Source organism: Burkholderia sp. Leaf177 (genome assembly GCF_001424345.1).
GTDB lineage: Bacteria > Pseudomonadota > Gammaproteobacteria > Burkholderiales > Burkholderiaceae > Caballeronia.
In genome coordinates this window covers 361,160-385,857 of record NZ_LMPF01000012.1, presented here as the reverse complement: position 1 = coordinate 385,857, position 24,698 = coordinate 361,160, and the positions used below count along the sequence as shown (strand labels likewise).

Annotated in this window: 23 protein-coding genes; 8 read left to right on the top strand and 15 right to left on the bottom strand. The window is 60.3% G+C overall.

Annotated features, from left to right (window positions below):
• Positions 1-99: 99 nt before the first annotated feature.
• The gene (locus ASG35_RS12610; protein ID WP_056357140.1) at positions 100-999 is read right to left on the bottom strand and encodes a sterol desaturase family protein; all 900 of its coding nucleotides are present in this window, start codon (positions 997-999) and stop codon (positions 100-102) included.
• Between the two features lie 289 nt (positions 1,000-1,288).
• Between ASG35_RS12610 and ASG35_RS12605 the strand changes: the two genes are divergently transcribed.
• From ASG35_RS12605 to ASG35_RS12590, 4 genes are all read left to right on the top strand, one after another.
• Positions 1,289-2,290, top strand: a complete 1,002-nt coding sequence (locus ASG35_RS12605; protein ID WP_056357136.1) for a hypothetical protein — start codon at positions 1,289-1,291, stop codon at positions 2,288-2,290.
• 66 nt (positions 2,291-2,356) lie between these two features.
• Positions 2,357-2,647 carry a hypothetical protein gene (locus ASG35_RS12600; protein WP_056357526.1) on the top strand — a complete coding sequence of 97 codons (291 nt, stop codon included), beginning with the start codon at positions 2,357-2,359 and terminating at the stop codon, positions 2,645-2,647.
• A gap of 26 nt (positions 2,648-2,673) precedes the next feature.
• The gene (locus tag ASG35_RS12595) at positions 2,674-3,387 is read left to right on the top strand and encodes a response regulator (protein ID WP_056357133.1); all 714 of its coding nucleotides are present in this window, start codon (positions 2,674-2,676) and stop codon (positions 3,385-3,387) included.
• Positions 3,387-4,739, top strand: a complete 1,353-nt coding sequence (locus tag ASG35_RS12590) for an ATP-binding protein (protein WP_056357130.1) — start codon at positions 3,387-3,389, stop codon at positions 4,737-4,739. Before ASG35_RS12595 ends, ASG35_RS12590 begins: the two co-directional genes overlap by 1 nt.
• Before the next feature lie 20 nt (positions 4,740-4,759).
• On the opposite strand, the gene ASG35_RS12585 is transcribed toward ASG35_RS12590, so the two are convergent.
• From ASG35_RS12585 to ASG35_RS12545, 9 genes are all read right to left on the bottom strand, one after another.
• Positions 4,760-5,914: a porin gene (locus ASG35_RS12585; protein ID WP_056357127.1), complete on the bottom strand. Its 1,155-nt coding sequence runs from the start codon at positions 5,912-5,914 to the stop codon at positions 4,760-4,762.
• 506 nt (positions 5,915-6,420) lie between these two features.
• Positions 6,421-6,795, bottom strand: a complete 375-nt coding sequence (locus ASG35_RS12580) for a DUF4148 domain-containing protein (protein ID WP_056357124.1) — start codon at positions 6,793-6,795, stop codon at positions 6,421-6,423.
• A 166-nt stretch (positions 6,796-6,961) separates the two neighbouring features.
• A complete protein-coding gene (locus tag ASG35_RS12575) occupies positions 6,962-8,287 on the bottom strand; it encodes an amidase (protein ID WP_056357121.1) in 1,326 nt (441 codons plus the stop codon).
• Positions 8,288-8,298: 11 nt separating this feature from the next.
• Complete coding sequence (locus ASG35_RS12570) at positions 8,299-9,279, bottom strand: ABC transporter substrate-binding protein (RefSeq protein ID WP_056357118.1); 981 nt, start codon at positions 9,277-9,279, stop codon at positions 8,299-8,301.
• A 30-nt stretch (positions 9,280-9,309) separates the two neighbouring features.
• Complete coding sequence (locus tag ASG35_RS12565) at positions 9,310-10,152, bottom strand: ABC transporter permease (RefSeq protein WP_056357114.1); 843 nt, start codon at positions 10,150-10,152, stop codon at positions 9,310-9,312.
• Positions 10,149-10,925 carry an ABC transporter ATP-binding protein gene (locus ASG35_RS12560; protein ID WP_056357111.1) on the bottom strand — a complete coding sequence of 259 codons (777 nt, stop codon included), beginning with the start codon at positions 10,923-10,925 and terminating at the stop codon, positions 10,149-10,151. The genes ASG35_RS12565 and ASG35_RS12560 overlap by 4 nt, the downstream gene beginning before the upstream one ends.
• Before the next feature lie 44 nt (positions 10,926-10,969).
• Positions 10,970-12,214 (bottom strand): acetamidase/formamidase family protein, encoded by a 1,245-nt coding sequence (locus ASG35_RS12555; protein ID WP_056357107.1) that lies wholly within the window; start codon positions 12,212-12,214, stop codon positions 10,970-10,972.
• A 115-nt stretch (positions 12,215-12,329) separates the two neighbouring features.
• The gene (locus ASG35_RS12550) at positions 12,330-13,934 is read right to left on the bottom strand and encodes an amino acid ABC transporter permease/ATP-binding protein (protein WP_056357105.1); all 1,605 of its coding nucleotides are present in this window, start codon (positions 13,932-13,934) and stop codon (positions 12,330-12,332) included.
• Complete coding sequence (locus ASG35_RS12545) at positions 13,934-14,887, bottom strand: ABC transporter substrate-binding protein (protein ID WP_082508348.1); 954 nt, start codon at positions 14,885-14,887, stop codon at positions 13,934-13,936. The genes ASG35_RS12550 and ASG35_RS12545 overlap by 1 nt, the downstream gene beginning before the upstream one ends.
• 356 nt (positions 14,888-15,243) lie before the next feature.
• Here ASG35_RS12545 and ASG35_RS12540 point away from each other — a divergent pair, with 356 nt between their 5' ends.
• Positions 15,244-17,616 (top strand): acetamidase/formamidase family protein, encoded by a 2,373-nt coding sequence (locus tag ASG35_RS12540; RefSeq protein WP_056357518.1) that lies wholly within the window; start codon positions 15,244-15,246, stop codon positions 17,614-17,616.
• 52 nt (positions 17,617-17,668) lie between these two features.
• On the opposite strand, the gene ASG35_RS12535 is transcribed toward ASG35_RS12540, so the two are convergent.
• Positions 17,669-18,475: an alpha/beta hydrolase gene (locus tag ASG35_RS12535; RefSeq protein WP_056357101.1), complete on the bottom strand. Its 807-nt coding sequence runs from the start codon at positions 18,473-18,475 to the stop codon at positions 17,669-17,671.
• Positions 18,476-18,697: 222 nt separating this feature from the next.
• Between ASG35_RS12535 and ASG35_RS12530 the strand changes: the two genes are divergently transcribed.
• Genes ASG35_RS12530 through ASG35_RS12520 form a run of 3 tightly spaced genes read left to right on the top strand, consistent with a single transcriptional unit; the run spans position 18,698 to position 21,167 of the window.
• The gene (locus tag ASG35_RS12530; RefSeq protein ID WP_056357097.1) at positions 18,698-19,501 is read left to right on the top strand and encodes a DUF4118 domain-containing protein; all 804 of its coding nucleotides are present in this window, start codon (positions 18,698-18,700) and stop codon (positions 19,499-19,501) included.
• A complete protein-coding gene (locus ASG35_RS12525) occupies positions 19,498-20,379 on the top strand; it encodes an alpha/beta hydrolase (RefSeq protein WP_056357094.1) in 882 nt (293 codons plus the stop codon). The genes ASG35_RS12530 and ASG35_RS12525 overlap by 4 nt, the downstream gene beginning before the upstream one ends.
• Positions 20,376-21,167 carry a MipA/OmpV family protein gene (locus tag ASG35_RS12520; protein WP_056357091.1) on the top strand — a complete coding sequence of 264 codons (792 nt, stop codon included), beginning with the start codon at positions 20,376-20,378 and terminating at the stop codon, positions 21,165-21,167. Before ASG35_RS12525 ends, ASG35_RS12520 begins: the two co-directional genes overlap by 4 nt.
• Before the next feature lie 16 nt (positions 21,168-21,183).
• Here ASG35_RS12520 and ASG35_RS12515 read toward each other — a convergent pair whose 3' ends face one another.
• From ASG35_RS12515 to ASG35_RS12500, 4 genes are all read right to left on the bottom strand, one after another.
• Positions 21,184-22,539: a sensor histidine kinase gene (locus tag ASG35_RS12515; RefSeq protein WP_056357088.1), complete on the bottom strand. Its 1,356-nt coding sequence runs from the start codon at positions 22,537-22,539 to the stop codon at positions 21,184-21,186.
• Positions 22,540-22,608: 69 nt separating this feature from the next.
• Positions 22,609-23,313, bottom strand: a complete 705-nt coding sequence (locus tag ASG35_RS12510; RefSeq protein ID WP_056357086.1) for a response regulator transcription factor — start codon at positions 23,311-23,313, stop codon at positions 22,609-22,611.
• Positions 23,314-23,323: 10 nt separating this feature from the next.
• Positions 23,324-24,142 (bottom strand): MipA/OmpV family protein, encoded by an 819-nt coding sequence (locus tag ASG35_RS12505; protein WP_056357083.1) that lies wholly within the window; start codon positions 24,140-24,142, stop codon positions 23,324-23,326.
• Positions 24,143-24,489: 347 nt separating this feature from the next.
• Entirely contained in the window at positions 24,490-24,681 is a 192-nt protein-coding gene (locus ASG35_RS12500) for a hypothetical protein (protein WP_056357080.1), read from the bottom strand.
• Between the last annotated feature and the right edge of the window lie 17 nt (positions 24,682-24,698).

Here is a 24,698-nt window from a genome sequence, read left to right as displayed (position 1 = left end):
CGCGGCCTTCGCGCTCGGCGGGACTTGCAGCCAAGGCCACGCTCTCATCGCGGCCTGTCGACGTTATTTTGTGTTCGCGGTTGGCGCCATCGCGTCGCGTCATTCGCGCACTGTGCTCAGATGCTTCTGGCGCAGCGCTTCGGTGGTTTCCGCTGAACCATCCGCGCGCCAGCCCGGCGGCAGCATCACGTAACGGATTGCAGTCCAGACGCTGCCCGCCGAAGCCATGTCACGTGCAAGACTGATCCAGTGTTCGAATTCAACGACCAGCGGATTGCGCGAGCGCGTCGGGGTGGTGAGACCGTAACGGCACGGTTCATCGGCACGCTCCTCGACATACGTGCCGAACAACCGGTCGAATATGACGAGCACGCCGCCGAAGTTCGCATCGAGATAATCCACGTTCGACGCATGGTGCACCCGGTGCGCGGACGGCGTGTTGAACACCCATTCGAGCCAGCCCAGTTTCGGCATCCACGTGTTGTGCAGCCAGAACTGATAAAGCAGATTGAAGCTCAGCGTAGCGAGCACGATTTCCGGACGCACGCCGAGCCAGACGAGGGGCGCGAAGAATATTGCCGAACCGGTCAGCTTGCCGGTCAGTCCCAATCGATAAGCAGACGAAAGCGTCAACTGGTTCGGCGAGTGATGAACGGCGTGCGTTGCCCAGAAAAAGCGGATACGGTGCGACGCACGGTGATACCAGTAGTAGCAAAATTCCTGACCGATAAACAGCATGAACACCATCAGCGCGCTGTTGAGCGTGACGGTAAAAATCCGGTGATCCCAGGCGAGCGCAAAAACGGGCGTCGCGAGCGAGAGCGGCAGGAAAGCGAGCAGCTTGCGGCCGGCCAGGTCGGCCAGTGAAATCAACACTTCATACCAGTCGAATGGCGTGGCGCTGTCACGCTGTTTGAAGGTGAGCACGCATGCCTCTATCAGCGAGACGCCAATGACGAACAACAACACAAAGAGCGCGATTTTTTCAGTGGAAAACATGATGAGCAGTCAGTGAGTGAAAGGGGACGCATGGTCTATGGGAAACGACCGCTGCTGCGTCGGCTGACGCTAATGTAGTGAGGTGCCCGGCGAAAAACCATCCGAAAACTATGTCGCCGGATGTCATGAATCCGGTGCGTGATCGCGCACGCTAAGCGCAGCGAATGTCACCGCGGCGGTGTAACACCGCGACATCTTTTACAGCGCGATTATTTCGCGGACTCCTTTTATAGTTCGTCCCGTTGCCACGCCGCAGTGCGTGACTGAACCGAACCGTGGAGGATCCCTCATGAAATTTCCTTACCTCGCCGCAGCGACTGCTTCGCTGCTTATCGCCGTGAGCACGCCCGCTTTTGCAGGGTGGGCAGGTCACGGTACGGCATACACACCGCATGGCACCTACAACGGCGCGCACTACGGTTCCTGCGCGGGCGGCACGTGCACCCATGCTGGCGCCGTCCAGAATCCCTACGGCGGCATTGCCACCAACACCGGTTCAGTGACCCGCACCGCGCCCGGCCAGTTCTCGAATTCCGGCACGGCCACTGGCCCCAACGGACGTCAGGTGCAGCATTCAGGCGACACCAGTTGCGCCGGTGGCACGTGTGACCACACCGGCACCCTGACAGGCTCCGACGGCCACAGCGCCACGACCTCGGGCAGCGTGACACGCAACGCGCCGGGGCAATATTCGTCATCGGGCACGGTTACCGCCGCGAACGGCAACACGACCAGTCACTCGGCATCGACAAACTGCGCGGGTTCCACTTGCGTGCGTTCCGGCACCGTGACCGGCAGCGACGGTGGAACGGTCTACCACTCCGGCAGCGCAACACGCGTAGCCACGGGCGTGGTGACAACAGGCGGCGGCACGACGGTCGTGCACGGCGGCACGGTCACCACTGGCAGCACGGTCACGACGGTGGGCACGACAGTAGGCGCGACGGTCGCGGTAGGCGCCGCACCCGTTGTTGTCGCGCCGCCGGTCGCCGTTGTAGCGGCGCCGCCACCGGTGGTCGTAACACCGCCGGTCGCGTATGTTGCCCCGCCACCGCCGCCGCCCGCTGTCTATGTCGCGCCGGTTCCGCCGAAGGCCGTGTATGTCGCGCCTCCGCCCAAGGTCGTGTATGTCGCGCCTCCGCCCCCGCCGCGTCTCGTGTTCATCGCGCCTCAGGCACGCACGCTGTATGTGCCGCCGCATCCTGTGTACGTAACGCCCGTGCCGCGCGCCGCGGTGATGGTGCCCGGCCATTGGGCCGGACGCGTCTGGGTGCCGGCGCACTGGGCGTAGCAATCACGTCAGATCAATGAAGCAAACCCGCCGGCCACGAGCGTCGGCTACACCACGGAGCAGATGATGAAAAAGATGATCGCAATTCTTGTCTTGTGTATTGTTTCGGCAACGGCTTCCGCTCAGGTGGCGCTGCCGCCTGGCGAACCCGCGCGCGCCGAGCGTGCGACGCAGCAATTGCAGGCTCGCTTTGCCCGCGCCAACACCACGGGCGATGGCAAGCTGACACGCGAGCAGGCGGCGGCCGGCATGCCGATGGTCGCAAAGCATTTCGACGAGATCGATACACAACGGCTCGGCTACGTCACGCTGCCGCAGATCGAAGACGTGATGAAGCAACGAGCGATGGCGCGCTGAATGCCGGTGACCATGGGAGATGCGTCATGGAGCAAGTGAACAGGGTGATCGTGCTGGACGACGAAGCCGAGCTGCGCAACATGCTGCAACGCTTCCTGACCGGTCACGGCTTCTACGTGCGCGTGGTCGCCGACGGCAAGCAGCTCGACCGTTACTTGCAGCGCGAACCGTACGACGTACTCGTGCTCGATCTGATGATGGAACCGGAAGACGGCCTGACCCTATGCCGGCGCTTGCGCGCTGAAGGGCAGACGCTTCCCATCCTCATGCTGACCGCGAAGGGCGATCCGGTCGACCGCGTGGTCGGCCTGGAAACCGGCGCCGACGACTATCTCGCGAAGCCCTTTCTCCCCGATGAACTCATCGCGCGAATCCGTGCGCTGCTGCGCCGCCAGAAAATGGCCGCGGGCGTGCCGACCGTGACGTCGCAGACGCTGCGCTTCGGCGAGTATCAGTTCGATGTCTCGAAGCAAACGCTGCTGCTGCGCGGCGAACCCGTCGAAATCCACTCAGCGCAGATGTTGCTGCTGCACGCGCTGGGTTCGTCGCCGAACCGGCCGGTCAGCCGCGAGAATCTGCTCGCGCGGGCGCGCGGCCGCGACCATGAAGCGCTCGGGCGCAGTATCGACGTGCAGATCCTTCGGCTTCGCCAGATCGTCGAGGAAGATCCCGCCAAACCGCGCTTCATCAAGACCGTGTGGGGTGTCGGCTATATGCTCGTTGCGGGCATCGAGCCGTGATGGAATCAACGTCTTCGAAGCGAGCCGCCAGATGGCTGCCGCGCTCATTGCTGGCGCGCAATATCACGCTGCTGGTGGTGCTCGTCGCGCTGACCCAGGCGTGCTCTTTTGCGGTGCTGCTGCATTTCGTTCAGCGTCCGCGTATCGACAGAGCCGCGATCATCTTTTCCGATTACGTGAAGACGCTCGACGCTGTGCTGTCCGCCATGCCGCCCGAAGAAGGCCGCGCCGCAGCCGCGCGCCTGAACGGCCGGACCGACTTACCCGAGCATCTCGAACGCGAGCCGCGGCCCAGTCCGGTGCGCCTGTTTCGTACCTGGCAACGCGATGTCTTCGTGAACGCACTGCAGCGTCATTTGCCGCCGGACATGCCCGTCCGCTGGCAGACGAGCGACGGCGAGCGGCTCTGGATTCGCGTGCATGTGGCGGGCGAACCCCGCTGGATCGCGCTGCCGATGACCGAGGACATACAGGCTCGCGGTATCGTGACGACACTCGCACTCTCTGCCGGCCTCGCGCTGCTGGCCGCGCTGACGGGTTATCTGATCCAGTTGCACATCAACCGGCCTCTCAAGGATCTCGCGCAAGCCGCGCGCCACGTGAGCGCGGGTGAAGCGTCGATCACGCTTCCCATCGACGGACCCACGGAAATCGCCCAGGTCAGCAGCGCGTTCAACCAGATGACCGAGGCCTTGAGGCAGGCCGAGGCAACCCGCGCGCTGATGCTGGCGGGCGTCTCGCACGACATCCGCACGCCGCTCACCAAGCTGCGCCTTGCAATGGCAATGGCAATCCCGCGCGGCGCGGACGAACCATTCGTGGCGTCGGCGGAAAGCTATATCGATCACATCGATACGATTCTTCAGCAGTTCATGGACTACGCCGGCAGCGGTGAGCGCGAGGTGCCGCAAGCCGGCGATCTCAACGCGCTCATTGGCCAGCTCGCCGCCGATTTCGCGGGGCTCGGACACGAGTTCGAATTGTCGCTCGGAGAGATCCCCGAGTTCGCATACCGGCCCGTGAGCCTGATGCGGCTCCTCATGAACCTGATGCAAAACGCGATTGTCTACGGGCGCACCGGTCTCGCGGTGCGAACATGGACCGAGGACGACGCCGCGTGCGTCGCCGTGTGCGATCGCGGCAGCGGCATCGCCGCGGCGGAAATGGAAAACCTCAAGACGCCGTTCAGCCGCGGCAATAACGCGCGCACACATTCAGGCGGCACGGGTCTCGGACTCGCCATTGTCGAACGCATCGCGCGTCTGCACGGCGGCACTCTGGAATTTCGTGCGCGCGAAGGCGGCGGTCTCGAGGCGTGTGTGAAGCTGCCATTGAAGCGGCATTCTTCTTGAGGACGCGAGAGACGCGTGTATCAGAACTTGTGGCGCATGCCGAGGATCACGAGTTCCTGGCTTGCCGTGCCGTTGAAACCATATGAGCCGATCGACGCCTGCGCGTTCTGCGTGGTGCCATCCGGATTGAGCTGCGTGCCGCTTGCATGCTGATACGCGGCCACGGCGTAAAAGTCCGTGCGCTTCGAGACCGAATAGTCCGCGCCCAAGCTCGCCTGGTGGTACTTGGCCGATGTATCGCCGCTCGCCTTCGTGTACGTGTAGCCCGCACCGAGCAGCACGGCCGGCGTCATCTGATAGTTGAGGAACGCGCTGCCGATATTGAACTTCTCGGTGCTGGCGAACGTCGACGCGCCGTCGCTCTTGTATTGCGCGTTGCTATACGACGCGCCCACGGTGAACGCGCCGAGCGCGTACTGGATCGCGCCACGCGCAATGCCGAGCGATTTGGCGCTGGCATAGCCGGTATTGATCGCACCGTCGAAGATTGCATCCGACGACGAAGTCGGATCCCAGCCGTCGCGGAACGCGCCAACAGTCGGGTTCGGATTGGTCGCGAGGAAATATCCGCCGGCGATACCGAGCGGGCCGTTGTTGTAAGTGACCGCGCCGCTGTATGTATAACCCTGGCCCGTGCGGCCGGCGAGACCGCTGAACGCGTACAGACCTTCGAACTGCAGGCCGGCAAAGTTCGGCGAGACATATTTGACGGCATTGGACACGCGCAAGCTGTTGTCGTAGTTGTCCACGTCGCCCGGCGTTGCAAAGGCGCTGCCGAAATAATTGTCCTCCGTGAGCGGCTGGACCATATCGACGAGCGGATCATATTGGCGGCCAATCGTTGCAGTGCCCCACGAATCCCCGGTCAAGCCGACGAACGCCTGGCGTCCAAATTCCTTGCCGCCTTGTCCCAGTGTTCCATTAGCGATATCGAAGCCGTTTTCCAGATCGAAAATCGCTTTCATACCGCCGCCCAGATCTTCTGAACCCTTCAAACCCCAGCGATCGCCGGAAAGCGTGCCGTCGATAAAACCCCAGCGTGCGCCTGCGCTTGTTTTAACGTATCCGACGCCTGCGTCGATAGTGCCGTACAGCGTGACACTGGATTGGGCATGTACGACGCCGGCCATTCCAAGCAAAGATAATGAAAGCATATTTAAAGCGATCTTTTTCATTTCATTCTCCACGCGATAAAGAATCAGGAAAGCGAATCAGCGCAGAGCATACATCTCGAAAAATTCGAATGATTAAGTTGTTGCCCTTTAGCAACTGAAAATATAAAACGCAACTATATGGGTATCAACGAAAAACGCCCGCCAGCAAACGAATGCAGGCGGGCTTGTATGGGAAGCGAGACCGTAAGCTTGCTTACGATCTCTGACTCGCACTGAAAATGTTTGGCAACAACTTTCGTGGAGTACGCGAGTCGTTTTTAATCTAGTACAGCTTCGGCGAAAAGTCAAAACGGTATAAGTTTTTTAATTTATATTTAAAACAACTTACACGATCTTTTCGAATCACCGCTTGAGCGATTTCGTCTTATTGCGGATACGGACAAATAGAAGCCAATCGATTATCTGATTAATAACCGATATTTTATCGATACACGCAATAAGTTATTTCAGATTACACAATATTGTCTCGACGCCCGAATCGCGGCGGCGACTCGGGCACTGAGTGCTTATGAACCGAAATAAACCGGTTGCATACCGTCGTTGGCATCCGGACGAACCGATGAGCGAATCTTATGGCTCACGCGAGCGACGTTACTATCGAACGCGCGCAGTGAATGGTGGCTGCCAGATGCCGACGTGCTCTCGGCGACGCCACCAAAGCTGCTCGCGGCCACGTTGCCGTTATTCACACGGCTTTCCGCTGCTTGAATGTTGGACGGATATTGCGTTTGGTCACCGGTCGGGTTGTAGCCGGCTTTTTCCAGCTGAACCAGTTGCGCCTTCACTTCGGCGCGGGTCACGGGCTGGTTCGATTGAGCGAAAGATGCGACAGCCGGAACAGCCAGTGCAACAGCAACAACGAGCGATTGAACGAGTTTCATGATGCTTACCTCCAGACTTGGTTTTTCGCAAACACCCGTTTGCGTTTCAGTGTTTCAAGTCTAGGCGGGAGGCACCAACGAATTAAGCGCAGACAGAACAAAGGATTTTTGTCGAAATACGTGTTAACCCTGATCAGATCAGGTCAGGGTTCGTAGGACGCTCGATTCACCCCCGGCGTGCTGCAACCGCGCCGGACCAATCCGTTCTCGCTTCAACCCATTGGGCAAGTTCCAGCAGCGCAGCATCATTGCCCGCTACGCCCACAAGCTGTGCACCCAACGGCAAACCTGCGGGCCCGAAGCTCGTCGGTACGGTTACGGCCGGCACGCCCAAGAACGTCCACGGGGCGCAAAAGGAAGCATCCCCGGTGGAATCCAGTCCATGCGGAGGTTCGCCACTCGCCGGCGCGACCAGCAGCGCATCAAGCGTCATGGTCTCCTTCAGCCATGTATTGAACCGATGCGCCATCCGGCCTTGCAAGACCTTGGCCTTTGCGTAATCGGTCGCGGCACACTTCAACCCGTCTTCAATCAGTCCACGCATGGGCGCGCTGACGAGCTCGGGAGAGCGCCGATACAACTCGCCATGCGTGATGGCTGCTTCAACGCTCATCAACGTCAGCGCGTGAGCCGGTGTATCGAATATTTCTGCGGGAAGCTCGACCGTTACGATCTCGGCGCCATCGCGCGTAAGACGCTCAGCAAGAGCTTCGAGCGATGCGTGTTGTGCAGCATCGATAGCGCCGCCGACCTGCCTCTTCAGCATGCCGATCCGGCGCCCCGCAGTTGTCTTTGGCGCCAGAGAAACATGCGACGCATGCGGATCGTCCGGATCCGCGCCAGCCACCAGCTTGAGTACGTACGCCGCGTCCGCAACGCTTTTCGTGAACAACCCAACGTGATCCAGCGACCACGCGAGCGCCAACACGCCTGCCCTCGATATCGTCCCGTATGTCGGCTTGAAACCGACCACGCCGCAATAGGCCGCCGGTCGAATCACGGAACCCTGAGTCTGCGTTCCGAGCGCTAGCGGAACGATCCCCGCGCCCACCGCCGCCGCCGAACCGCTCGACGATCCACCCGGCGTATAAGCGCTGTTCCACGGATTGACGGTCGGCCCCGGATGACGAAATGCAAATTCAGTCGTGACCGACTTGCCGATTATGGTCGCGCCCGCAGCACGCAAAAGCGCGACCACGGCCGCGTCTTGCGCAGGCCGCCGCCCGGCATACGCCGGCGAGTTGAACTCGGTCGGCATGTCGGCGGTATCGATGATGTCTTTCACGGCCACGCTCACGCCCGCCAGTGGCAGGTTTTTATCGGCGTGTGCAGGCGGCAGTGCTTCGGGCAAATACTGGAACGCGTGCAGCGTGGATTGCGACGACCTAATGGCAGCAAATCCCTCGGCAACGCACTGTTCTGCGCTGGTCTTGCCGGAGGTTATATCGGCACGGATTTCAGCGATGGTCGGGCAAACGTAAGTCTTGGTCATATGCGTGAACTTTACTTGGCGGCGAGTGCGGGTTGGATGTAACTACGCGCGACGAACGTATCGTACTTCGGCTGTTGCTTCAGGTTGCCGAGCGCGATCTGCGTGTCCATGGCGACCGTGAGCGCTTTCGGCGTGATGTCCACGTTCTTTGGATAGACGCCATCGGCAAGCATACGCTTGACGGCGGCGTCGACCACGGGCGCGTCGAGCGTCGGGAATTCCTTGCGGGCGATGGCGGCGGTTTCGGCAGGATTGGTCTGCATGTACAGCAGCGCGTTTTGCAGGCCTTTCACAAAGCGCGCGGCGGTATCGGGGTCAACGCTGCGCTTCGCCGTAATCGATGAAAACGCGTACTCGCCATATAGCTTCGGAAAACTAAGCACGACCTTCATGCCCTTGGCTACGGCCTGGTCGAGACCCGGTTCGTACATCACCGCGATCTTCGATTGCCCCGCCACCAGCGGCCCTATTTCGGAGCCGAGCGGAACCTGTATGAGCTTCACATCGCCTGGCGACATGCCGTTTTCCTTCAGCGCCCTGAAGAACAGCGACGTGCTGGTGGTCGGCATTTGGCCCGAGACCACCACGTTGTCTTTCACGTCCTTGATGCTCGTGAACTTGACGTCCGGCGCGGTGACGATCCACACGGCGGCGCCGTTCACCACGTTCGCAATGACATCGACGTCCGCGCCTTTCTCTGCCGCGACGGCGGTCCATTCCGGACCATGCAGCGAGAATTCAGCGCTGCCCGACAGTACCGCCGATAACGCCGCACTTGGACTGCCTGCCGTCTGCTTGGTGACGTCGAGTCCTTGCTTCGTGAAGAAACCTCCGTCGATAGCGACATAGAGCGGCAAATACAGCATCGATTGAAACGCCTGGGAGATCGTCGCTTTTTTGTCGGCGGCAAATGCCGTTGTGGTGACTGAAGCCGTGCACAACGCGAGCGCCGAGCTCAGTACGGTAAGAAGCATTCTTGCGGTGAGAGCCATCAGTATTCCCCGTTTGCGTAGTAGATCAATTTAAACCTTCAAGGTGTTTGCATTCGACGCCTGGCGCCACGGCAGCAGCCGTCGCTCGATCATGTCGATCAGGAAATAGAGCACGAAACCAATCGCCATCAGCACGAAAAGCCCTTCCCACACGGTGTTCAAGTCGTAAAGGCTCGACGCCGTAAAGATCATGTGCCCGAGCCCATGCTCCGAAGAAATGAACTCGCCGACGACCGCGCCGACCAGACCAAAACCCACGTTGATGCGAAAGGTGGAGATCACATAGGGCAACGTGGAAGGCACCACGACCTTCGTGAACACTTCGTTCTTGTTGGCGCCGAGCGTGACCAGTAGCGCCTGGAGATCATGGTCCGCGTCCTTCGCGGCTTCATACGCGGCGATCAGCGCGACAATTGCCGTAAGCGATATTGCCAACGCGACCTTCGACACCAGACCGGTCCCGAACCAGAGGATCACGATGGGCGCGAACGCTATCTTCGGAACGCTGTTGATTGCGACAATGAACGGCTCGATCAGCCGCGCGACAAACGGTGAATACCAGAGCGCAAGGCCGCAAACCGAACCCACCGCCGTGCCGAATACGAAACCGAGAATCGCTTCGAACAAGGTGTAGCCGGTATCGATGAAGAGCTGGCCGGAATGGACATCGCGCACGAGTGCATCGAAGATCTTCGCTGGCGATCCAACCAGGAAATTCGATACCCATCCGAGCCGCGCAGCACCCTCCCAGACCGCGAAGAACGCAATCACTACGGCGAGTTGCAACAGCGAACGGCCCCAGCCGCTGTCGAGCACCCATTTGCGGACACGCACTTTCTGCCCGGCTTGAGCGATGGAAGCGGATTGCGTCATGCTGAACCCACCTCCGTCTGGATATCGAGTTCGCCGCACAGCGCGTGAAAATAGCCGGAAAAATTCGGATCGCTGCGTGCACCGATCGGCGAGCGCGCCTCGATGTCGATGTCGTAGATTTTCTTGACCTGTGAAGGACGCCCTCCGAGCACGACCACACGCTTCGAGAGTGCGACGGCTTCATCAATGTCATGTGTCACGAGCACCACGGTCTTGTGAAACGTCTCCACGGCTTCCATCAAAACGCCTTCCAGGTACAAGCGAGTCTGGTAATCGAGCGCGGAGAACGGTTCGTCGAGCAGGATGATGTCGGGGTCGTTGATCAAGGTGCGGATCAACGCAACGCGCTGGCGCATGCCGCCTGAAAGCATGCGTGGGTAGGCGTTTTCGAAACCGGCGAGGCCGTACGTATTGAGATATTCCATCGCCATGTCACGCGCTTGCGCAACCGGCATGCGCGAGAGCTCGGGTCCTATCAAGACGTTTTGCAATACGGTACGCCACGGCAGCAGCAGGTCGCGTTGCATCATGTAGCCCACCTTGCCACGCAATCCGTCGACCGTTTGCCCTCTGTACACAATGTCTCCGCTATCGGCTTCGAGCAGACCGGCGATCACGTTGAAGACCGTGGTTTTGCCACATCCGGACGGACCGATGATGCTCACAAAATCGCGCTCGTTGATATCGAAGGTGAGACCGCCCAGCACATCGACGGTGCCGAGCTTGTTGGAAAACGACTTACGAATGTTGCGTAACGCAAGCTGCACGGACATGCGGATTTCCTCGTGTCAGAACAAAGAACAACCGGGCGGCGCGCTTATCTGTACGCCGCGAACACGTCCTTGCGAATGGAACCATGCACGCCCCAGTTCGCATCGACAACCTGGGTCACGCCGAAGTCCGCCGCGACCGACATCAGTGCGATCGCTTCGTCCTCGCTCAGCTTATGCACGGTCATGAGGAACCGCCGCAATTTGCGGAATGCATCGCGCATGGCTTTGTCGAGGCTCGAATGCTGCGCGATTTCGAGCTGCGCATTGGGTCCGAGTTCGGCCAGATAGTTGGGGAACGTGAAACCGTACATGGACCATTGCTGATCGGTTTCCAGCATCGGATGAGTCAGGCCTTCGAGCACGGTTCCGCCGAGGTCTGCTTTCTTGTGCAAGACGAATTCGAAGTCGCCCGTCAGCGACGTCTCGATCGCTGTGCCGCCGAGTTCGCTGTCGCCTTGTGCCGCGTGCGGATCGCCGACGGAGAAAAACGCGCCTTCGACCGCGACCGGGTAATACATCGTCGCGCCCTTGCCCACGCGCCAGTCGTCGATGTTGCCGCCGGTGTAGCTGGGAGGGATCGAGCTGACATAGTCCGCTTCCGATGGCGCCAGTCCCATCGTGCCGAAATGCAGCCGCGCCGGCACCTTGATGTCGGGGAGAATGTTTTCGCGGCGCTTGACGAGCGTGTGATCGACCTTCACGCCCGGATAGTCGATGTTCGTATGCACGATGCCATCCGGATCGGTTTGCGGCGTCCAGACATAGTTGTAGACGGCGCGCGCAAAAGGTTCGCCGGTGGTATCGAGTTCGAAGATGGTGACGACTTCGCGGGACTTCGGCTCTTCTATCAGGTCGTGATATTGAAAACCCCAGGACGCCGCCACGTTGGAGCCGAAGCAACGGCCGCGGTGACACGCGCTGCAACTTGGCCGCGGGCGAACATCGAGGATACGGACTTCGAGTACATCGCCGGGTTCGGCGCCTTCGATGACCACTGGCCCCGTCAAAAGATGCACGCCGACGCCCTCTCCGGAGCCCAGTTTGAAGGGACCGTCCACCGGACCCGCGCCGCGCCGCGACACGGCCTTGTGCTCCCGTGTCCAGTGAAAGACGCTTTCTGCGCCCGGGTCCCCTGCGATCATCCGTTCGTGGTCGTCATTGGCATGATGCGTGAGCGTTTCGATCGTGGCGCGGTCGCCGGATTTCAGCGTCAGACCCGGTGCAACCTGTTTGCTGAAATATCCCCAATGCACGGTTTCCGGTGACACGGGGAGAATGTGATGCTTCATGTTCTGACCTCGTAGAACAACCGCAGGCGGTAATGTGCCTGCAGGTTTTTTTTGCTGGAGACCGGACGGGTGGCTGCTGCCAGGCGGCTGAAAGGCGGTGTGATAACAGACGTCCTCACGACATGACTTCCACGCGGCTGTCCGCGCCCATGACGCTCAGGAAGCGTGCGGTAAGCGGATGCCGAGGGCGCGTCAACACCTCGTGCGCCGGCCCCTCCTCCACCACCGCGCCGCCGCTGAGAAACACGACGCGGTCGGCGACTTCATCGGCGAAACGCAATTGATGCGTGGAGATGATCATCGTCAGGCCGTCCTCGAATGCAAGGCGCCGGATCACTTCCAGCACTTCGCCGACCAGTTCGGGATCGAGCGCCGACGTGGGTTCATCGAGTAGCAGCACGCGCGGATTGGGCGCCAGCGCGCGTGCAATCGCCACGCGCTGTTGCTGGCCGCCGGACAGGTGACGCGGCAGTGCATCGGCGCGATGACTCAGGCCCACGCGCTCAAGAAGCTCACGTGCCCGCCGGTCCGCGTCCGCGGGCGCCATGCCATGCACCCAGCGCAACGGTCCCGCAATGTTTTCGCGCGCGCTGAGATGACTGAAGAGGTTGAACTGCTGGAACACCATGCCAACACCCACGCTTGCCCGCTCGTTGGCGAGATCGTGTGGATTCAGACGCCGGCCGTCGTCGCGAAAGCCGAGGCGCCGGCCACCGACGCGAATCTCGCCTGCGTCCCAGTGTTCGAGATGGTTGATACAGCGCAGCAGCGTGCTTTTTCCCGAGCCGCTCGGACCGAGCAGCGCCACGACTTCGCCGGAGCGGATCGTCAGGTCGAAGCCATCGAGAACGGTCTGTTCTCCGTAGCGTTTTTGAAGCCCGCTGATTTGCACCGCTGCGCCGTTGCGCGCCAGCGCGTCGTATCGGGTCGCGCGCTCCGAAGCACTTATGGGCAGGAACGCAGGTGGTGTGTCGGCTGGAGATTCGACCGCCGCGCCGCCCGGGCCGAGTTTCGGCGGCAGCGTTGACCGGTACCACGGCAGCAAGCGCATAAAGCCATTGGACGAAGCCGGCTTGTCGAGATCGAGCGCGCGCTCTATGGAAAGCTGGATCGCCGCGATTGCACCGGTCAGGCACAAGTAGAGCAAACCGGAGGCAAAGAAGATCGAGAAGAAATCGAACGTCGACGATGCCAGTTGCGTGCTGCGCAACGTCAGTTCGCCGACCGATATCACCGACGCCAGCGATGAGTTTTTCAGCGCGCTGACGGACTCGTTTCCGAGCGCGGGGACCATCGTGCGGATTGCCTGCGGAGCAATGATTCGCCGCATCAGCACGCCCGGTGTCATGCCGAGCGCCTGACCCGCAACGGTCTGGCCGCGATCGACCCCGAGCACGCCCGAGCGCAATATCTCCGCTATGAACGGCCCTTCGTTCAATGCCAGCGCAAGTCCCGCCGCACCTATCGCGCTCAGTTTCAGGCCTATGTGCGGCAGTGCATCGTATGCAAAGACAAGCTGCAGGATCAGCGGCGTGCCCCGGAAGATGACCGTGTAGCCGCGCGCGATGGCCGCCAGCGGTCCGATGCGGCTCAGCTGCATGGCGGCCAGCACGAGCCCCACGACGAGGCCTCCTGCGAGGCCTAGCGCCGTGACCGCGATCGTGAAGCTGATGCCTTCGAGCAGATACGGCAAGCGAAGGTAATGGAGAAAAAGATCCATCAGTTCGATACGATCAGCTTGGCCGGTTCGAGATTGCCCGCGCCGAGTTGCCACTTGTTGAGCAGCTCGGTCTGCGCTCCGCTCTTCTGGATCGCGACCAGCGCGGCCATGATGGCGTCGCGGAACTCGGTCTTGCCCTTCGGTACGCCAATGCCGACCGAATACGGCAGCGTCACCGCAGTCGCCTTTTCGAGCTTGTCCGGGAACGCCTTGACCGCCTGATCGACGGTATTCACATCGTTGATATAAGTGTCGGCGCGACCGGCCAGAATTGCCTGGATGCAGTTCGCGTTGTTGTCGTAGAGCTGTACCGTTGCTTCCGGTTTGCCAGCAGCCTTGCATGCCGGCCCAAGATTCTGGATCAGCGGAACCTCTACGTACCCTGTGTTTTCAGCGGCGGTAGTGCCGCACATCGACGTATTGATGCCGGTGAGTTTCTTCGGGTTGCCCTTGACGACCAGCACGCCGTCGAACACCTTCGAGTAGGTGATGAAGTCGGCAGCCTTCGCACGTTCTTCGGTCGCGTAGATGTCGGAGATGACAATATCCGCCTGGCCGCTTTGCAAGGTGGTCAGCAGTGCGGCGAAGGTGACGGGTTTGTAGGTCATCGTGAACCCGAGACAACTGCCGATCAGTTCGCCGAGATCGATATCGAAGCCGATATATTTGCTCGGATCATTCGGGTCCAGCGCCTCATACCCCGGCGTATGCGGATTGATTGCATTGACGAGCGTCTTGCCCTTGAATTGCGGATACTTGGCTTGCAACGCGGTGCACGCTGCAGGCGTGGCCGGGCCTGCGGCACTCGCGGTTCCCGAGATCAAAAACAATACGGAGCAAACGCCGCCGAGCAACGCCAGGCGCGCGCAGCTTGCGCTCTTGTAGGTGCTCATCTTGGTGACCAGGCATTCAGTCAGGCGCTGCAGACCCCGGCCAAAAATATTCTTGTTCATTGAAACGCTCCTATGCGGCTGATGACAATGGCTTGCACGACGCACGCCTTTTGCATCGCACGAGATCGAGCGTATGCGAACGAAATCAGCAAGACTTGTCTGCGCGCGCACAACTGCTGGTACAGACGTGAACGCGGGTGCGAGTCTCTCGTGGCTTGATCGTGAGCGGCTCACGACTACATGCGGTGAAGAGCGCTTCGTCGTGCATGCGTGCGCTGCAATGGCGCATGCATGCACTGCGAGCCGACAATCGATGCCCGGATTTGCACTGAATCGCCCACATGTCTGGTGCCGCCGATGGCGCGAAGGTTGCTTTCAAAGCTTCACGTCTCGCCGCTTTTTTTGTGGAGTTCTGCTTGGACCTGTTGCGCTTCACCACCGAGTCATATCCTGAAGTCGAACGCCTGCGCGAATGGAGCACGGTGCTCGACAAGCTCGGCTGGTGCAGCAGGATCAACGCCGATCGCACGCTGCATGGCACGCTGGTATCGCAGACGTCTATTGGCGGGTTCGAGCTCACATCGCTCGCGTCAGTGGCGCAGACGCTGGAACTCAAGGCCGACCACGCCGACAGCCTCATGATCGTGCTGCTGCTGGACGGCGACGCCACGTTGATCGCCGACGACGAGCGCGAGCTCGTTAGCGTGCACGACATCATCTATGCGTCTTCTCAACAAGCGGCGTCGATTGCGTTTGCTTCCAGCTTTCGCGTGTTTGTCGTGCGGGTTCCGCGCGATGCCGTCAACGCGCGGCTGTTGTCGCCGTTTTCACTGAGAGCGGCGCGGCTCTCGGGCGAAGCCGGCATCGGCCACGTTTTCTCGGGCTTTCTTCGATCAGTCGCGGAAAGCGTCGAGACCTTGTCAGCGGGAGAATTGCGCCCGCTCGAACTGGCGCTGGCCGAATTCCTGGTCGCCAGCCTCGCGGGACACGAGCGCAAAGGTTCGTTCGGCGGACTGACGCCTTCTCAGGCGGCGATTTTTTCGCGCGTGTGCAGATCGATAGAAGCAAACCTCGGCGATCCCACGCTCAGCGTCGCGACACTTGCCAAGGAAGAACGCGTCTCGCCGCGCTATGTGCAGAAGCTTTTTGAAAGCGCAGGGCAAAGCTTCTCCACTTACTTGCGCTCGCGCAGGCTCGAACGCTGCCGTGCGGAACTCGTCGACCCGTTGTACGAAAAAGTTTCCGTCTCCGATATCTGTTTCAGGTGGGGCTTCAACGATCCCGCGCATTTCAGCCGCGTCTTTCGCGAACGATACGGCGCGTCACCCCGCACGTTCCGCCATGAAGCGAGCCTTGAAATTGCGCGGCATCTGGTGCGGCGCATCTCGCGCGGATTGCCTGTCAACGCGCCGGCCCTGCTTTTGCAAGCAAAACGCGCCGGCATAGAAGCCGATGCGGATACGCTGGTGGCGCTCGATATCGGCCTAGACGCAGTACTGACCGAACCGCCCGTGCAACGGGACAAGCCGCGCCATCATTTGCTGCGCGCAACCGCCAACACCGTGCATTGGGGCTATTTCAGCCACGACCTGAAGCCGGTGCTGGAAGTGCAAAGTGGCGACACGGTCACCATAGAAGCCCTGACCCAGCATGCCGCCGACGACTGGGAACGCATGGTCGCGGGAGACCCCGGCGCCGAGAGCGTGTTCCACTGGACGTCCGAACGCAAGAACGTCAACCGGCGCGGCGCCGGCCCCATGGACGCATCCATTTATGGCCGCGGCGCGGGCGAAGGTTTCGGCGTGCATATCTGCACCGGCCCGATCGCCGTTCGCGATGCCGAGCCGGGCGACGTCCTCGAAGTTCGCATTGTCGATATCCACGCACGACCTTGCGCCAACCCGAACTTCCACGGACGCGCGTTCGGCAGCAACGCGGCTGCATGGTGGGGCTTTCATTACCGCGAGTTGCTGACCGAGCCCAAGCCGCGTGAAGTCGTCACCATCTACGAGATCGATGCACAAGCCGCCGACGACGGTGTCACCGCCCACGCACGTGCCGTCTACAACTACAGATGGACGCCTCAGCGCGACCCGTTCGGCGTGGTTCATCCGACGATCGATTACCCGGGCGTGCCGGTCGACCATTCGACCGTCGTGGAGAACCACAACATCCTGAAGAACGTGACCATTCCAGTGCGGCCACATTTCGGCGTGATCGCGGTCGCGCCGCAGCAGGATGGTTTGATCGATTCGATTCCGCCTTCGGCTTTCGGCGGCAACCTGGACAACTGGCGCGTCGGGCGCGGCGCAAGCGTTTATCTTCCAGTGGGCGTAACTGGCGCGTTGCTTTCGATCGGGGATCCCCATGCATCGCAAGGCGATTCGGAGTTATGCGGAACGGCAATCGAATGCTCGTTGACGGGCGATTTCGAACTCATTCTCCATAAGAAAAAGACGCTCGCCGACCAGCCCTTCGCGGACCTCACGTACCCGCTGGTAGAAACGGCAGACGAATGGGTTTTGCATGGATTCAGCCATCCTAACTATCTGGCTGAGTTCGGCACGAGCGCACAGAGCGAGGTCTACCAGAAATCCACGCTCGACCAGGCAATGCGCGACGCGTTCATCAAGACGCGCCGATTCCTGATGTCCACGAAGGGCCTTTCCGAAGACGAGGCGATCTCGCTGATGTCCGTCGCGGTGGATTTCGGCGTCACTCAAGTGGTCGATGGAAACTGGGGCGTGCATGCGATCATCCGCAAGGCGCTGTTCACGTCCGGCTCATGAAGCCGAATGCGTGGAGATATCGTGCGCCGGCACGACCTGTTTGCGCTCCGGCTCAAGCGGCGTTCAACCACTGCAAAATGCGTTGCCAGTCTTGCGCGGTCATGGCGTCGCTCCAGGTGTCGTGATCGGCCGTAGGCAACAGCAAAAGCCGTGCATGATTATGTTCGCTCGCAAAACGCTGCGCGTGCGCGACCGGAATCAGGGTGTCCTGCTGCGCACCGACTATGACCAGCGGCCCTTCATAACGCGAGACGGCGCCGATAGAATCAAACGTGTCGTGCAGCATCCATCTCACCGGAAATATCGGGTACTTTTCCCCTGCCACGTCGGCCAGCGAATCCCAAGGCGTGATGAGCACGGCGCCCGAGATCGCCGGCTCGTTGCCCTTCACCACTTGCGATGCCATGCCGGCGCCCAGCGATTCGCCTGCCAGATATAACGGCCCGTTCCACTGCGAGCGTGCCGCAGCGAAAGCCTCACGCGATGCCTGAACCGCCGCCTTCATGGTGCGCTCGCCGTTACGTCTGCCATGCCCCGGATATTCCACAATGACAACCCGATACCCCGCGCGCACGAAGATATCGGCGAGAGGCAACTTCGTGTCCGCCGACTCTTCGTTGCCGTGATAGACCACGAACGTTCCCCGTGAATCGCGCGCCACCGGCGTGACGACATAACCCGCGAATTCATCCCGCACCTTCCACACGTTTATGTTGTCGCCTGCGTGCGTGACGGTGTTCAAGCCGGGTACGGCGGGTGTGGACGGAAGCAGCATGCTGTCTTGCATCAGATAAAGCGCGAGCGCCGCGACGAGGTAAGCGGCGACAAGAAAACGTAGGGTATAGTCAAGAAAACGCATGCTTGGGTCTCGCGCAATGGACTCGATGAATGTCTGTGCCAGTATACGGACTATCCCCTATGCAACGCATAAGCGGCGGCGTTCTCTTGCAGGCTTTCACTCGTGCAAGCCGATCTTGCAGGACGATCTTTCAAACCCTCGATCGACCCGATGATTGCGTCATTAAAGTGTTGTGCACAATTGCCGATATAAACGACGTACGTCACCTCGTTTGGAACATGAATGGAAGTCAGGAATTCTCGACGATGGGCTCCGCGCGGTCGCAGACGGTGGCTCATTGCGGCAGCGGCGCTCGTTACCGCCGCCGTCATCCGATCGATACTTCACCCGTTGCTCGGTCCCATCATGCCGGGAACCGCATTTCTTATCGCTGCCGTGCTGGTGGAGTATTACTGCGGCCTTGCGCCCGCGTTCTGCGTGATGCTGGCAGGACTCTGTCTCGCCGATTACCTGTTCGTCCCGCCTTACGGCCGCATCGACATCATCGATTCCGCGGATATCCGACTGCTGGTTTCGTATCCGCTCATCACCATGCTCGTCATCACGCTGGTCGAGCGTCTGAGGCGCGCGCAATACCGCGCCGAACTGCTGGCGGCGGTCGCGCACTCGCGCTACGAGATGCTGCTTCGCGGCGATAACGAACGCTTGCTCGTGCGTCGTGCAACGGATGAAATGCATCGCATGTTGCATCACATCGCGCAACACACGCGTTCGCTCATTCTCATCAAGGCGCTCGATCCTTCCACGAGCGCGCCGCCCAGCAGCTTCGTCGCTGCGGCAATGAGCTCGGCGCCGGGCGGCATGACCGACGACGAATCGTTCCGCGCGGGCATTGCTTACGGCGCAAGGCATTCGCAGGTGCATCAGGAAGACCTTGCGCGCGTGAGTGACCGGCTGGTGCCGGGCCACCACCGCATGCGGTTTTTATCGGGTGAAGAGGATTGGCACGCAGTCGAATGCATGTGCGAACGCTTCACCACGCCGTCTGGCGAATTTCTTATCTTGCGGGCGGAAGACCGACCGTGAACGCACCTTCAATTTTGCCCGCACAAGGCAACGACCACGCTGTTCTGCTCCTGCATGGGCTGTCGAGTTCCGCGACTGAATTGCGCTTCCTTGCGCGCTTTCTGGCGGGAGAAGGATTTGCGACCCACACGCCGGAACTGCGCGGCTACAGCGCGGGCACGGGACACGCGCCCATGGAGCAGTGGATCAGCGCGGCGCTCGCCGAATTCGATGCGCTCGCTGCCCGGCACAAGCACGTTTCCATTTGCGGCCTTTCGATGGGCGCGACACTCGCCGCAGCCGTCGCGCAGCAACGTCCTGCCGCGCGTGCATTGCTGCTGCTCTCGGTCACACTCAACTACGACGGCTGGGCAATTCCGTGGTATCGATTCCTGCTCGACTACGTCTATTACACGCCAATGCGCTCGCGCTACCGCTATCGCGAACACGAGCCGTACGGGCTGCGCAATGAGGCGCTGCGCTCGAAGATCGCGCGCGCCATGCAGCGAGACGAAATAAGCGAAGTCGGGCCCGCGTTCATATCCATGCCCGCACTCCACGAAGCAAGCCGGCTTGCGCGTTCGGTGCGCACGAAGCTGAAGAGCATCAGCACCGATTGCCTCATCATTCACGCAATCGATGACGAAACATCAAGCCCTCATAACGCCCGCTTTGTCGCGGCAAACGTTGGGGCGTCGTTCCTTCGTACTATCTGGCTTGACGACTCGTACCATATGATCACGTCGGACAACGAACGCGAAGTCGTCGCGCGGGAATGCGCACTGTTCCTGCGCGAAAGCGCTGCCACGTCGGTCTCCGGCAATAATCCAACGCCGGTTGTCTCACGCGCGCTTGCCCGGCGTCTGAGGCAAGTCGCAAACGTGGCGCACAAGACATGAAGCTCTATATTGCGATTATTTTTCGCCGTTGCATTCCGCTCGTGGCGGCAAGTGCGTGCCTTGCAACGGGCGCCGCTCACGCCGGCGAACCGACGGCAGACAGCGACTGGAAAATCTCGATTGGGCCGGGCCTGTACGTGTTCCCGAAATTTCCAGGCTCCTCGCAACTCCAGGTGCTTCCCTTCCCGGTGCAGGACATTTCATGGAAGGACCGCGTATTTTCGCAGGGTCCCGATGTCCTCGGCGTCAATGTACTGCGCGGTGAGGATTATCACGTGGGCATGTCCGTGAGCTTTGACTTCCAGTCGAGATCGGCGTCGGACGACTCACGGTTGAAAGGTTTGCCCGACGTGCACTATGGTCCAAAACTGCGGCTCTTTGCCGATTACACGTGGTGGGCGTTCACCGGCGCGGCGGCGGTCTATCAGGACATTGCGGGAACCGGACAAGGTCTGACGGCAATGGCCGATATGTTCGTGTCGGCACCTATCGGCAACATGCTTATTTCGGTGGGTCCGGGACTCACCTGGGCGAACGCGACCTATACCCGTACCTTGTTCGGCATCTCGCCGCAGGAAAGCGCGACATCGGGATTGTCCCATTACGATACCGCTTCGGGATTGCGCGACGTCCACTTCAACGTGAACGCGAACTACAAGATCAGTCAGCACTGGTCGGCGAACGTATCGGCCGTCGTGGGTCGCCTGGAACGTTACGCCGCCGGCAGTCCAATCACCGAGCGCCGGCTCGACCTCAACGGCGTGGCATCGGTTCTATACCGCTTCTAGCCCAAGCGTCGACGCATCAGAACGACACCACGAATTGCGTGCCCGACGGCGCCGGCCTGACCGAAAGCCGCCAGTCGTGTGCAAGCGCTATTTCCCTGCAGATCGCGAGACCTAGTCCAGCGCCATCGTGACGTGAATCGGGCGCACGCCAGAAGCGGTCGAAAAGGCGCGGCACATGATCCGGATTGATGCCCGGACCTTCGTCGGAGACGCGGATGGAGTCGCAGTCTACCGATACAACCACCATCCCGTGCGAGGGCGTAGCGTTGATCGCATTCTCTACAATATTCTTGAGCAAAATAAAAAGCGCGCTGCGATCCGCTTTCATGGAGGGCGGCGCACTTGGCGCGTCCACATGCAGCGTCACGCGCTTTTGATCGGCCTTGCGCGCAAGATAACCCACGACGTCCTGCGCGACATCCACGCGATCAACCTCACCGAAGTTGAAGTTTTGCGATTCGCTGACTTCGGCGAGATGCAACAACTGCCGAACCTGCCGCGCCATCAAATCGATTTCCCGATACAACTGGTGCTTGTCCTGGATCTCCGGCTGCATTTCTATCTGCCCGCGTATCAAGGTCAGCGGCGTCTGCAATTCGTGCGCGGCGGATGCAAGAAACTGCTGCTGTACCGCGAAGCCGTTTTCGAGTCGCGACAGCGCGTCGTTGAAAGCGGTGAGCAGCGGCTTGAGTTCGCTGGGCACGCTTTTAACGGACAAACGCGTTCGGAGGTTGCGTGGCGTGATCGACGCCGCAGCGCTGGATGCATCCCTGAGCGGCTTGAGCACACGGCGCACGGTGAAGGTCAGCGTCAGGCTGAAGACAATGGTCGCGGTCAACAATGTGATGGCCACGATCTTGGGCAACGGCTCGATCTTTTCGCCCAGTACGGCGCGGTTGAACGCAACGCTTGTCGCGCTTTGCACATACAGCCAGTGCTGCTGATGAGAGACTTTCAGCGTGATCATCTCGAACGGCTTGTTGCCGATCGTCACGGCGTGGCGCACGCCAATCTGCCTGCTGAAACCGGTTGTGTCCCACCCGATACCGTTTGTCACGCCCTTCGACGCCAGCAAGGTATTCCCGGACTCGTCGAGCACGCGATACAGAAGTTCGGTCGGCAAGGCTTCGAACATCCACGCGGCTTTCTCGTCGAACTTGACCGATACCGGCCGGCCGCTTGCGTCGAATTCCATCGACGTTGCCACACGTTGCGCAATGCGAATGTCGTCAGCGTGACGGAAGTGCTCGGGCGGCATGTGCGTCAGCCCATAAAATGCCAGGCCGGCGATGAGCGTCAGACTCACCGCCAGCGCCGCGACGCTCGTGATCCACAAGCGTGCCGACAGACTTCGGATCCAGTAATTGAGCATGATGCTGCTTTCCCCATTCGCTAGTGACGGCCGCCGGACAACAGCGTCGCGCGCTTTGCTTTACTTCGATTACTCCGATTCCTTCGATAACTCCGATGGCTCCGATGCCTGCAACCCGAAACCCGCGCCGCGCACATTGGCAAGCCGCGTTGTCGAGCCGATCGCCAGCATTTTCTTGCGCAAGCGATGAATGGTCACTTCCAGCGCGTTCGGAGTCACCGCTTCAGCCAGTCCCCAGGCGGAATGTTCGAGCGCCGAGTGCCGGACGGTCTGCCCTTCCGCCTTCAGCAGCACGGACATGATCTGCGTTTCCGCAGGCGCAAGCTGGACCAGTTGATCGCGGCAAACCAGCGTGCGTTGTTGCGGATCGAGTGAGATATCGGCGAAACGCAGCACGAGATTGGTCAGGACAGCCGGCCGGCGCATCAGCGTACGCACGCGCGCAACCAGCTCGCTCATGGCAAAGGGTTTGGTCACGTAATCGTCCGCGCCGGTTTCGAGCCCGTCGATCCGGTCATGCAACGCGTCGCGCGCCGTCAACATGAGGCAAGCGGTCATGTTTCCGCTTGCACGCAAGCTGCGAAGGAACGCGAGTCCGTCGCCGTCGGGCAAGCCGCGATCGACGATCATCACCACGTACTCTCCGTGGCTCAAGCCATACGATGCTTCCGAGAGCGTGCAGAAAATATCGGTCTCCACACCCGCCGCCGACAATGCTTGCCGGATCATCTCCGCCAGACGCGCGTGGTCTTCGATCAGTGCGACTCGCGACATGATGCGCTGCTCATTTGAATTGATAGAGATAACCCAGCTTGACCTCGGGAACGAACCGCTTGCCGATGATTGGACTGTCTGTAATGCCGCTGCTCAAATGCGACACGCCCAGATCAAGCGTTGCCAGTTGATGACGCGTGATCTGATAGTCGAATTTCGTGCCGATGGAAACATTGTAGGCAGCCCTGCCGGTGTATTGATCCCGCCCGGGCCGCACTTCGCTGGACCTTACGCCGTAATAATAATCAACATATTTCTGGCTTAGCCAGTCCACGCTCACATGCGGCTCAATCGATACGTTCCTGAACTCGAAGGCCTTGCCGAATTCCACGCCCGCTTTCTGCCCTTTGTTTCCTGCGGTAAGGAATTCGCCCGAGAGCGTGCCGTAAGCGGTGTGCCACGACAGCGCCGGACCATACCAGAACCCGCCTTTACGCGTTTGCATGCCGTTGAGCGACGATGCGTCGGAACCCTTGTAACCATCGCCGAGAGCATACTGGCCGCGCAGCGAAAACAGCACGTTACTCCACTTGCCGATCTTCAGATCGATGGTCGTGCCCGCGGCGTGCACCCATTTATCGTCGAAGTAGAACAACGGGAGCGGGGAAAATCGCGCGCCGTAGGTTTTGTAAGGCGACTGTTCGTAGCCTACGCCCACGCCGAGACCCCAGTGCGTGACGTTGGTCGCGTTGTTCAACACTGTAAATCCCGTATCGTCCGAATCGGATAGATCGGTTACGACACCTTCCGCCCGCGCGGCGGCGGAGTACACCAACACTGATGCAATGACCAGCAACACGCGTTGATCACGGCAAAGTAGCTTTCTCACAGTAGTTCCTAGATTGGGAAGGGTTTGGACGGACCCGACTCTAAGACCCACTGACTTACTGCTCACTTACTCGCCGAATGAACGCGCGTTCTTCGCTCAAGCAGAAAATGCCCAAGCGAGTGTGCTAACGCGTGGAACGCCAGCTACTGCCGTGTCGTTGTTTGCTAAGCTGGCTTACTATTAACGCTAATGTGCGGAACAGGTCGACTTAGCGAATGGAATCGCGGACGTATTAGGTCGCGTTGTGATCGATGGGGATGGATGGACAGGAACTGCCAAGACCTGCAACGGACCTTGCATGCATTGACCAAGAAGCGCTTCAATCTTGACAACGCCCTTGAAGTTCTTCAGCGCCCCGTCTCGTTCAGTTCGTTCCGGAGCAGGCCAATGATCCGCATGGTGTCTTGCATGACCTCGAGTTGCGCTCTTTGCCATTCCGGCGTGCCTGCTACAAAGTCGTCTGGAATGCCTTTCCCTTGAGCCTTCCGGACGACCGCGATACTTAGGTCGAAAGCTTTTGACTCACTGACTTTACGCATGTTTATTCCGCTGTGAA

What these genes read in the sequence shown, in the direction of transcription:
- ASG35_RS12610 (WP_056357140.1), bottom strand. Translation starts at nt 999, where the DNA reads ATGTTTTCCACTGAAAAAATCGCGCTCTTTGTGTTGTTGTTCGTCATT.
- ASG35_RS12605 (WP_056357136.1), top strand. Translation starts at nt 1,289, where the DNA reads ATGAAATTTCCTTACCTCGCCGCAGCGACTGCTTCGCTGCTTATCGCC.
- ASG35_RS12600 (WP_056357526.1), top strand. Translation starts at nt 2,357, where the DNA reads ATGAAAAAGATGATCGCAATTCTTGTCTTGTGTATTGTTTCGGCAACG.
- ASG35_RS12595 (WP_056357133.1), top strand. Translation starts at nt 2,674, where the DNA reads ATGGAGCAAGTGAACAGGGTGATCGTGCTGGACGACGAAGCCGAGCTG.
- ASG35_RS12590 (WP_056357130.1), top strand. Translation starts at nt 3,387, where the DNA reads ATGGAATCAACGTCTTCGAAGCGAGCCGCCAGATGGCTGCCGCGCTCA.
- ASG35_RS12585 (WP_056357127.1), bottom strand. Translation starts at nt 5,914, where the DNA reads ATGAAAAAGATCGCTTTAAATATGCTTTCATTATCTTTGCTTGGAATG.
- ASG35_RS12580 (WP_056357124.1), bottom strand. Translation starts at nt 6,795, where the DNA reads ATGAAACTCGTTCAATCGCTCGTTGTTGCTGTTGCACTGGCTGTTCCG.
- ASG35_RS12575 (WP_056357121.1), bottom strand. Translation starts at nt 8,287, where the DNA reads ATGACCAAGACTTACGTTTGCCCGACCATCGCTGAAATCCGTGCCGAT.
- ASG35_RS12570 (WP_056357118.1), bottom strand. Translation starts at nt 9,279, where the DNA reads ATGGCTCTCACCGCAAGAATGCTTCTTACCGTACTGAGCTCGGCGCTC.
- ASG35_RS12565 (WP_056357114.1), bottom strand. Translation starts at nt 10,152, where the DNA reads ATGACGCAATCCGCTTCCATCGCTCAAGCCGGGCAGAAAGTGCGTGTC.
- ASG35_RS12560 (WP_056357111.1), bottom strand. Translation starts at nt 10,925, where the DNA reads ATGTCCGTGCAGCTTGCGTTACGCAACATTCGTAAGTCGTTTTCCAAC.
- ASG35_RS12555 (WP_056357107.1), bottom strand. Translation starts at nt 12,214, where the DNA reads ATGAAGCATCACATTCTCCCCGTGTCACCGGAAACCGTGCATTGGGGA.
- ASG35_RS12550 (WP_056357105.1), bottom strand. Translation starts at nt 13,934, where the DNA reads ATGGATCTTTTTCTCCATTACCTTCGCTTGCCGTATCTGCTCGAAGGC.
- ASG35_RS12545 (WP_082508348.1), bottom strand. Translation starts at nt 14,887, where the DNA reads ATGAACAAGAATATTTTTGGCCGGGGTCTGCAGCGCCTGACTGAATGC.
- ASG35_RS12535 (WP_056357101.1), bottom strand. Translation starts at nt 18,475, where the DNA reads ATGCGTTTTCTTGACTATACCCTACGTTTTCTTGTCGCCGCTTACCTC.
- ASG35_RS12530 (WP_056357097.1), top strand. Translation starts at nt 18,698, where the DNA reads ATGGAAGTCAGGAATTCTCGACGATGGGCTCCGCGCGGTCGCAGACGG.
- ASG35_RS12520 (WP_056357091.1), top strand. Translation starts at nt 20,376, where the DNA reads ATGAAGCTCTATATTGCGATTATTTTTCGCCGTTGCATTCCGCTCGTG.
- ASG35_RS12515 (WP_056357088.1), bottom strand. Translation starts at nt 22,539, where the DNA reads ATGCTCAATTACTGGATCCGAAGTCTGTCGGCACGCTTGTGGATCACG.
- ASG35_RS12510 (WP_056357086.1), bottom strand. Translation starts at nt 23,313, where the DNA reads ATGTCGCGAGTCGCACTGATCGAAGACCACGCGCGTCTGGCGGAGATG.
- ASG35_RS12500 (WP_056357080.1), bottom strand. Translation starts at nt 24,681, where the DNA reads ATGCGTAAAGTCAGTGAGTCAAAAGCTTTCGACCTAAGTATCGCGGTC.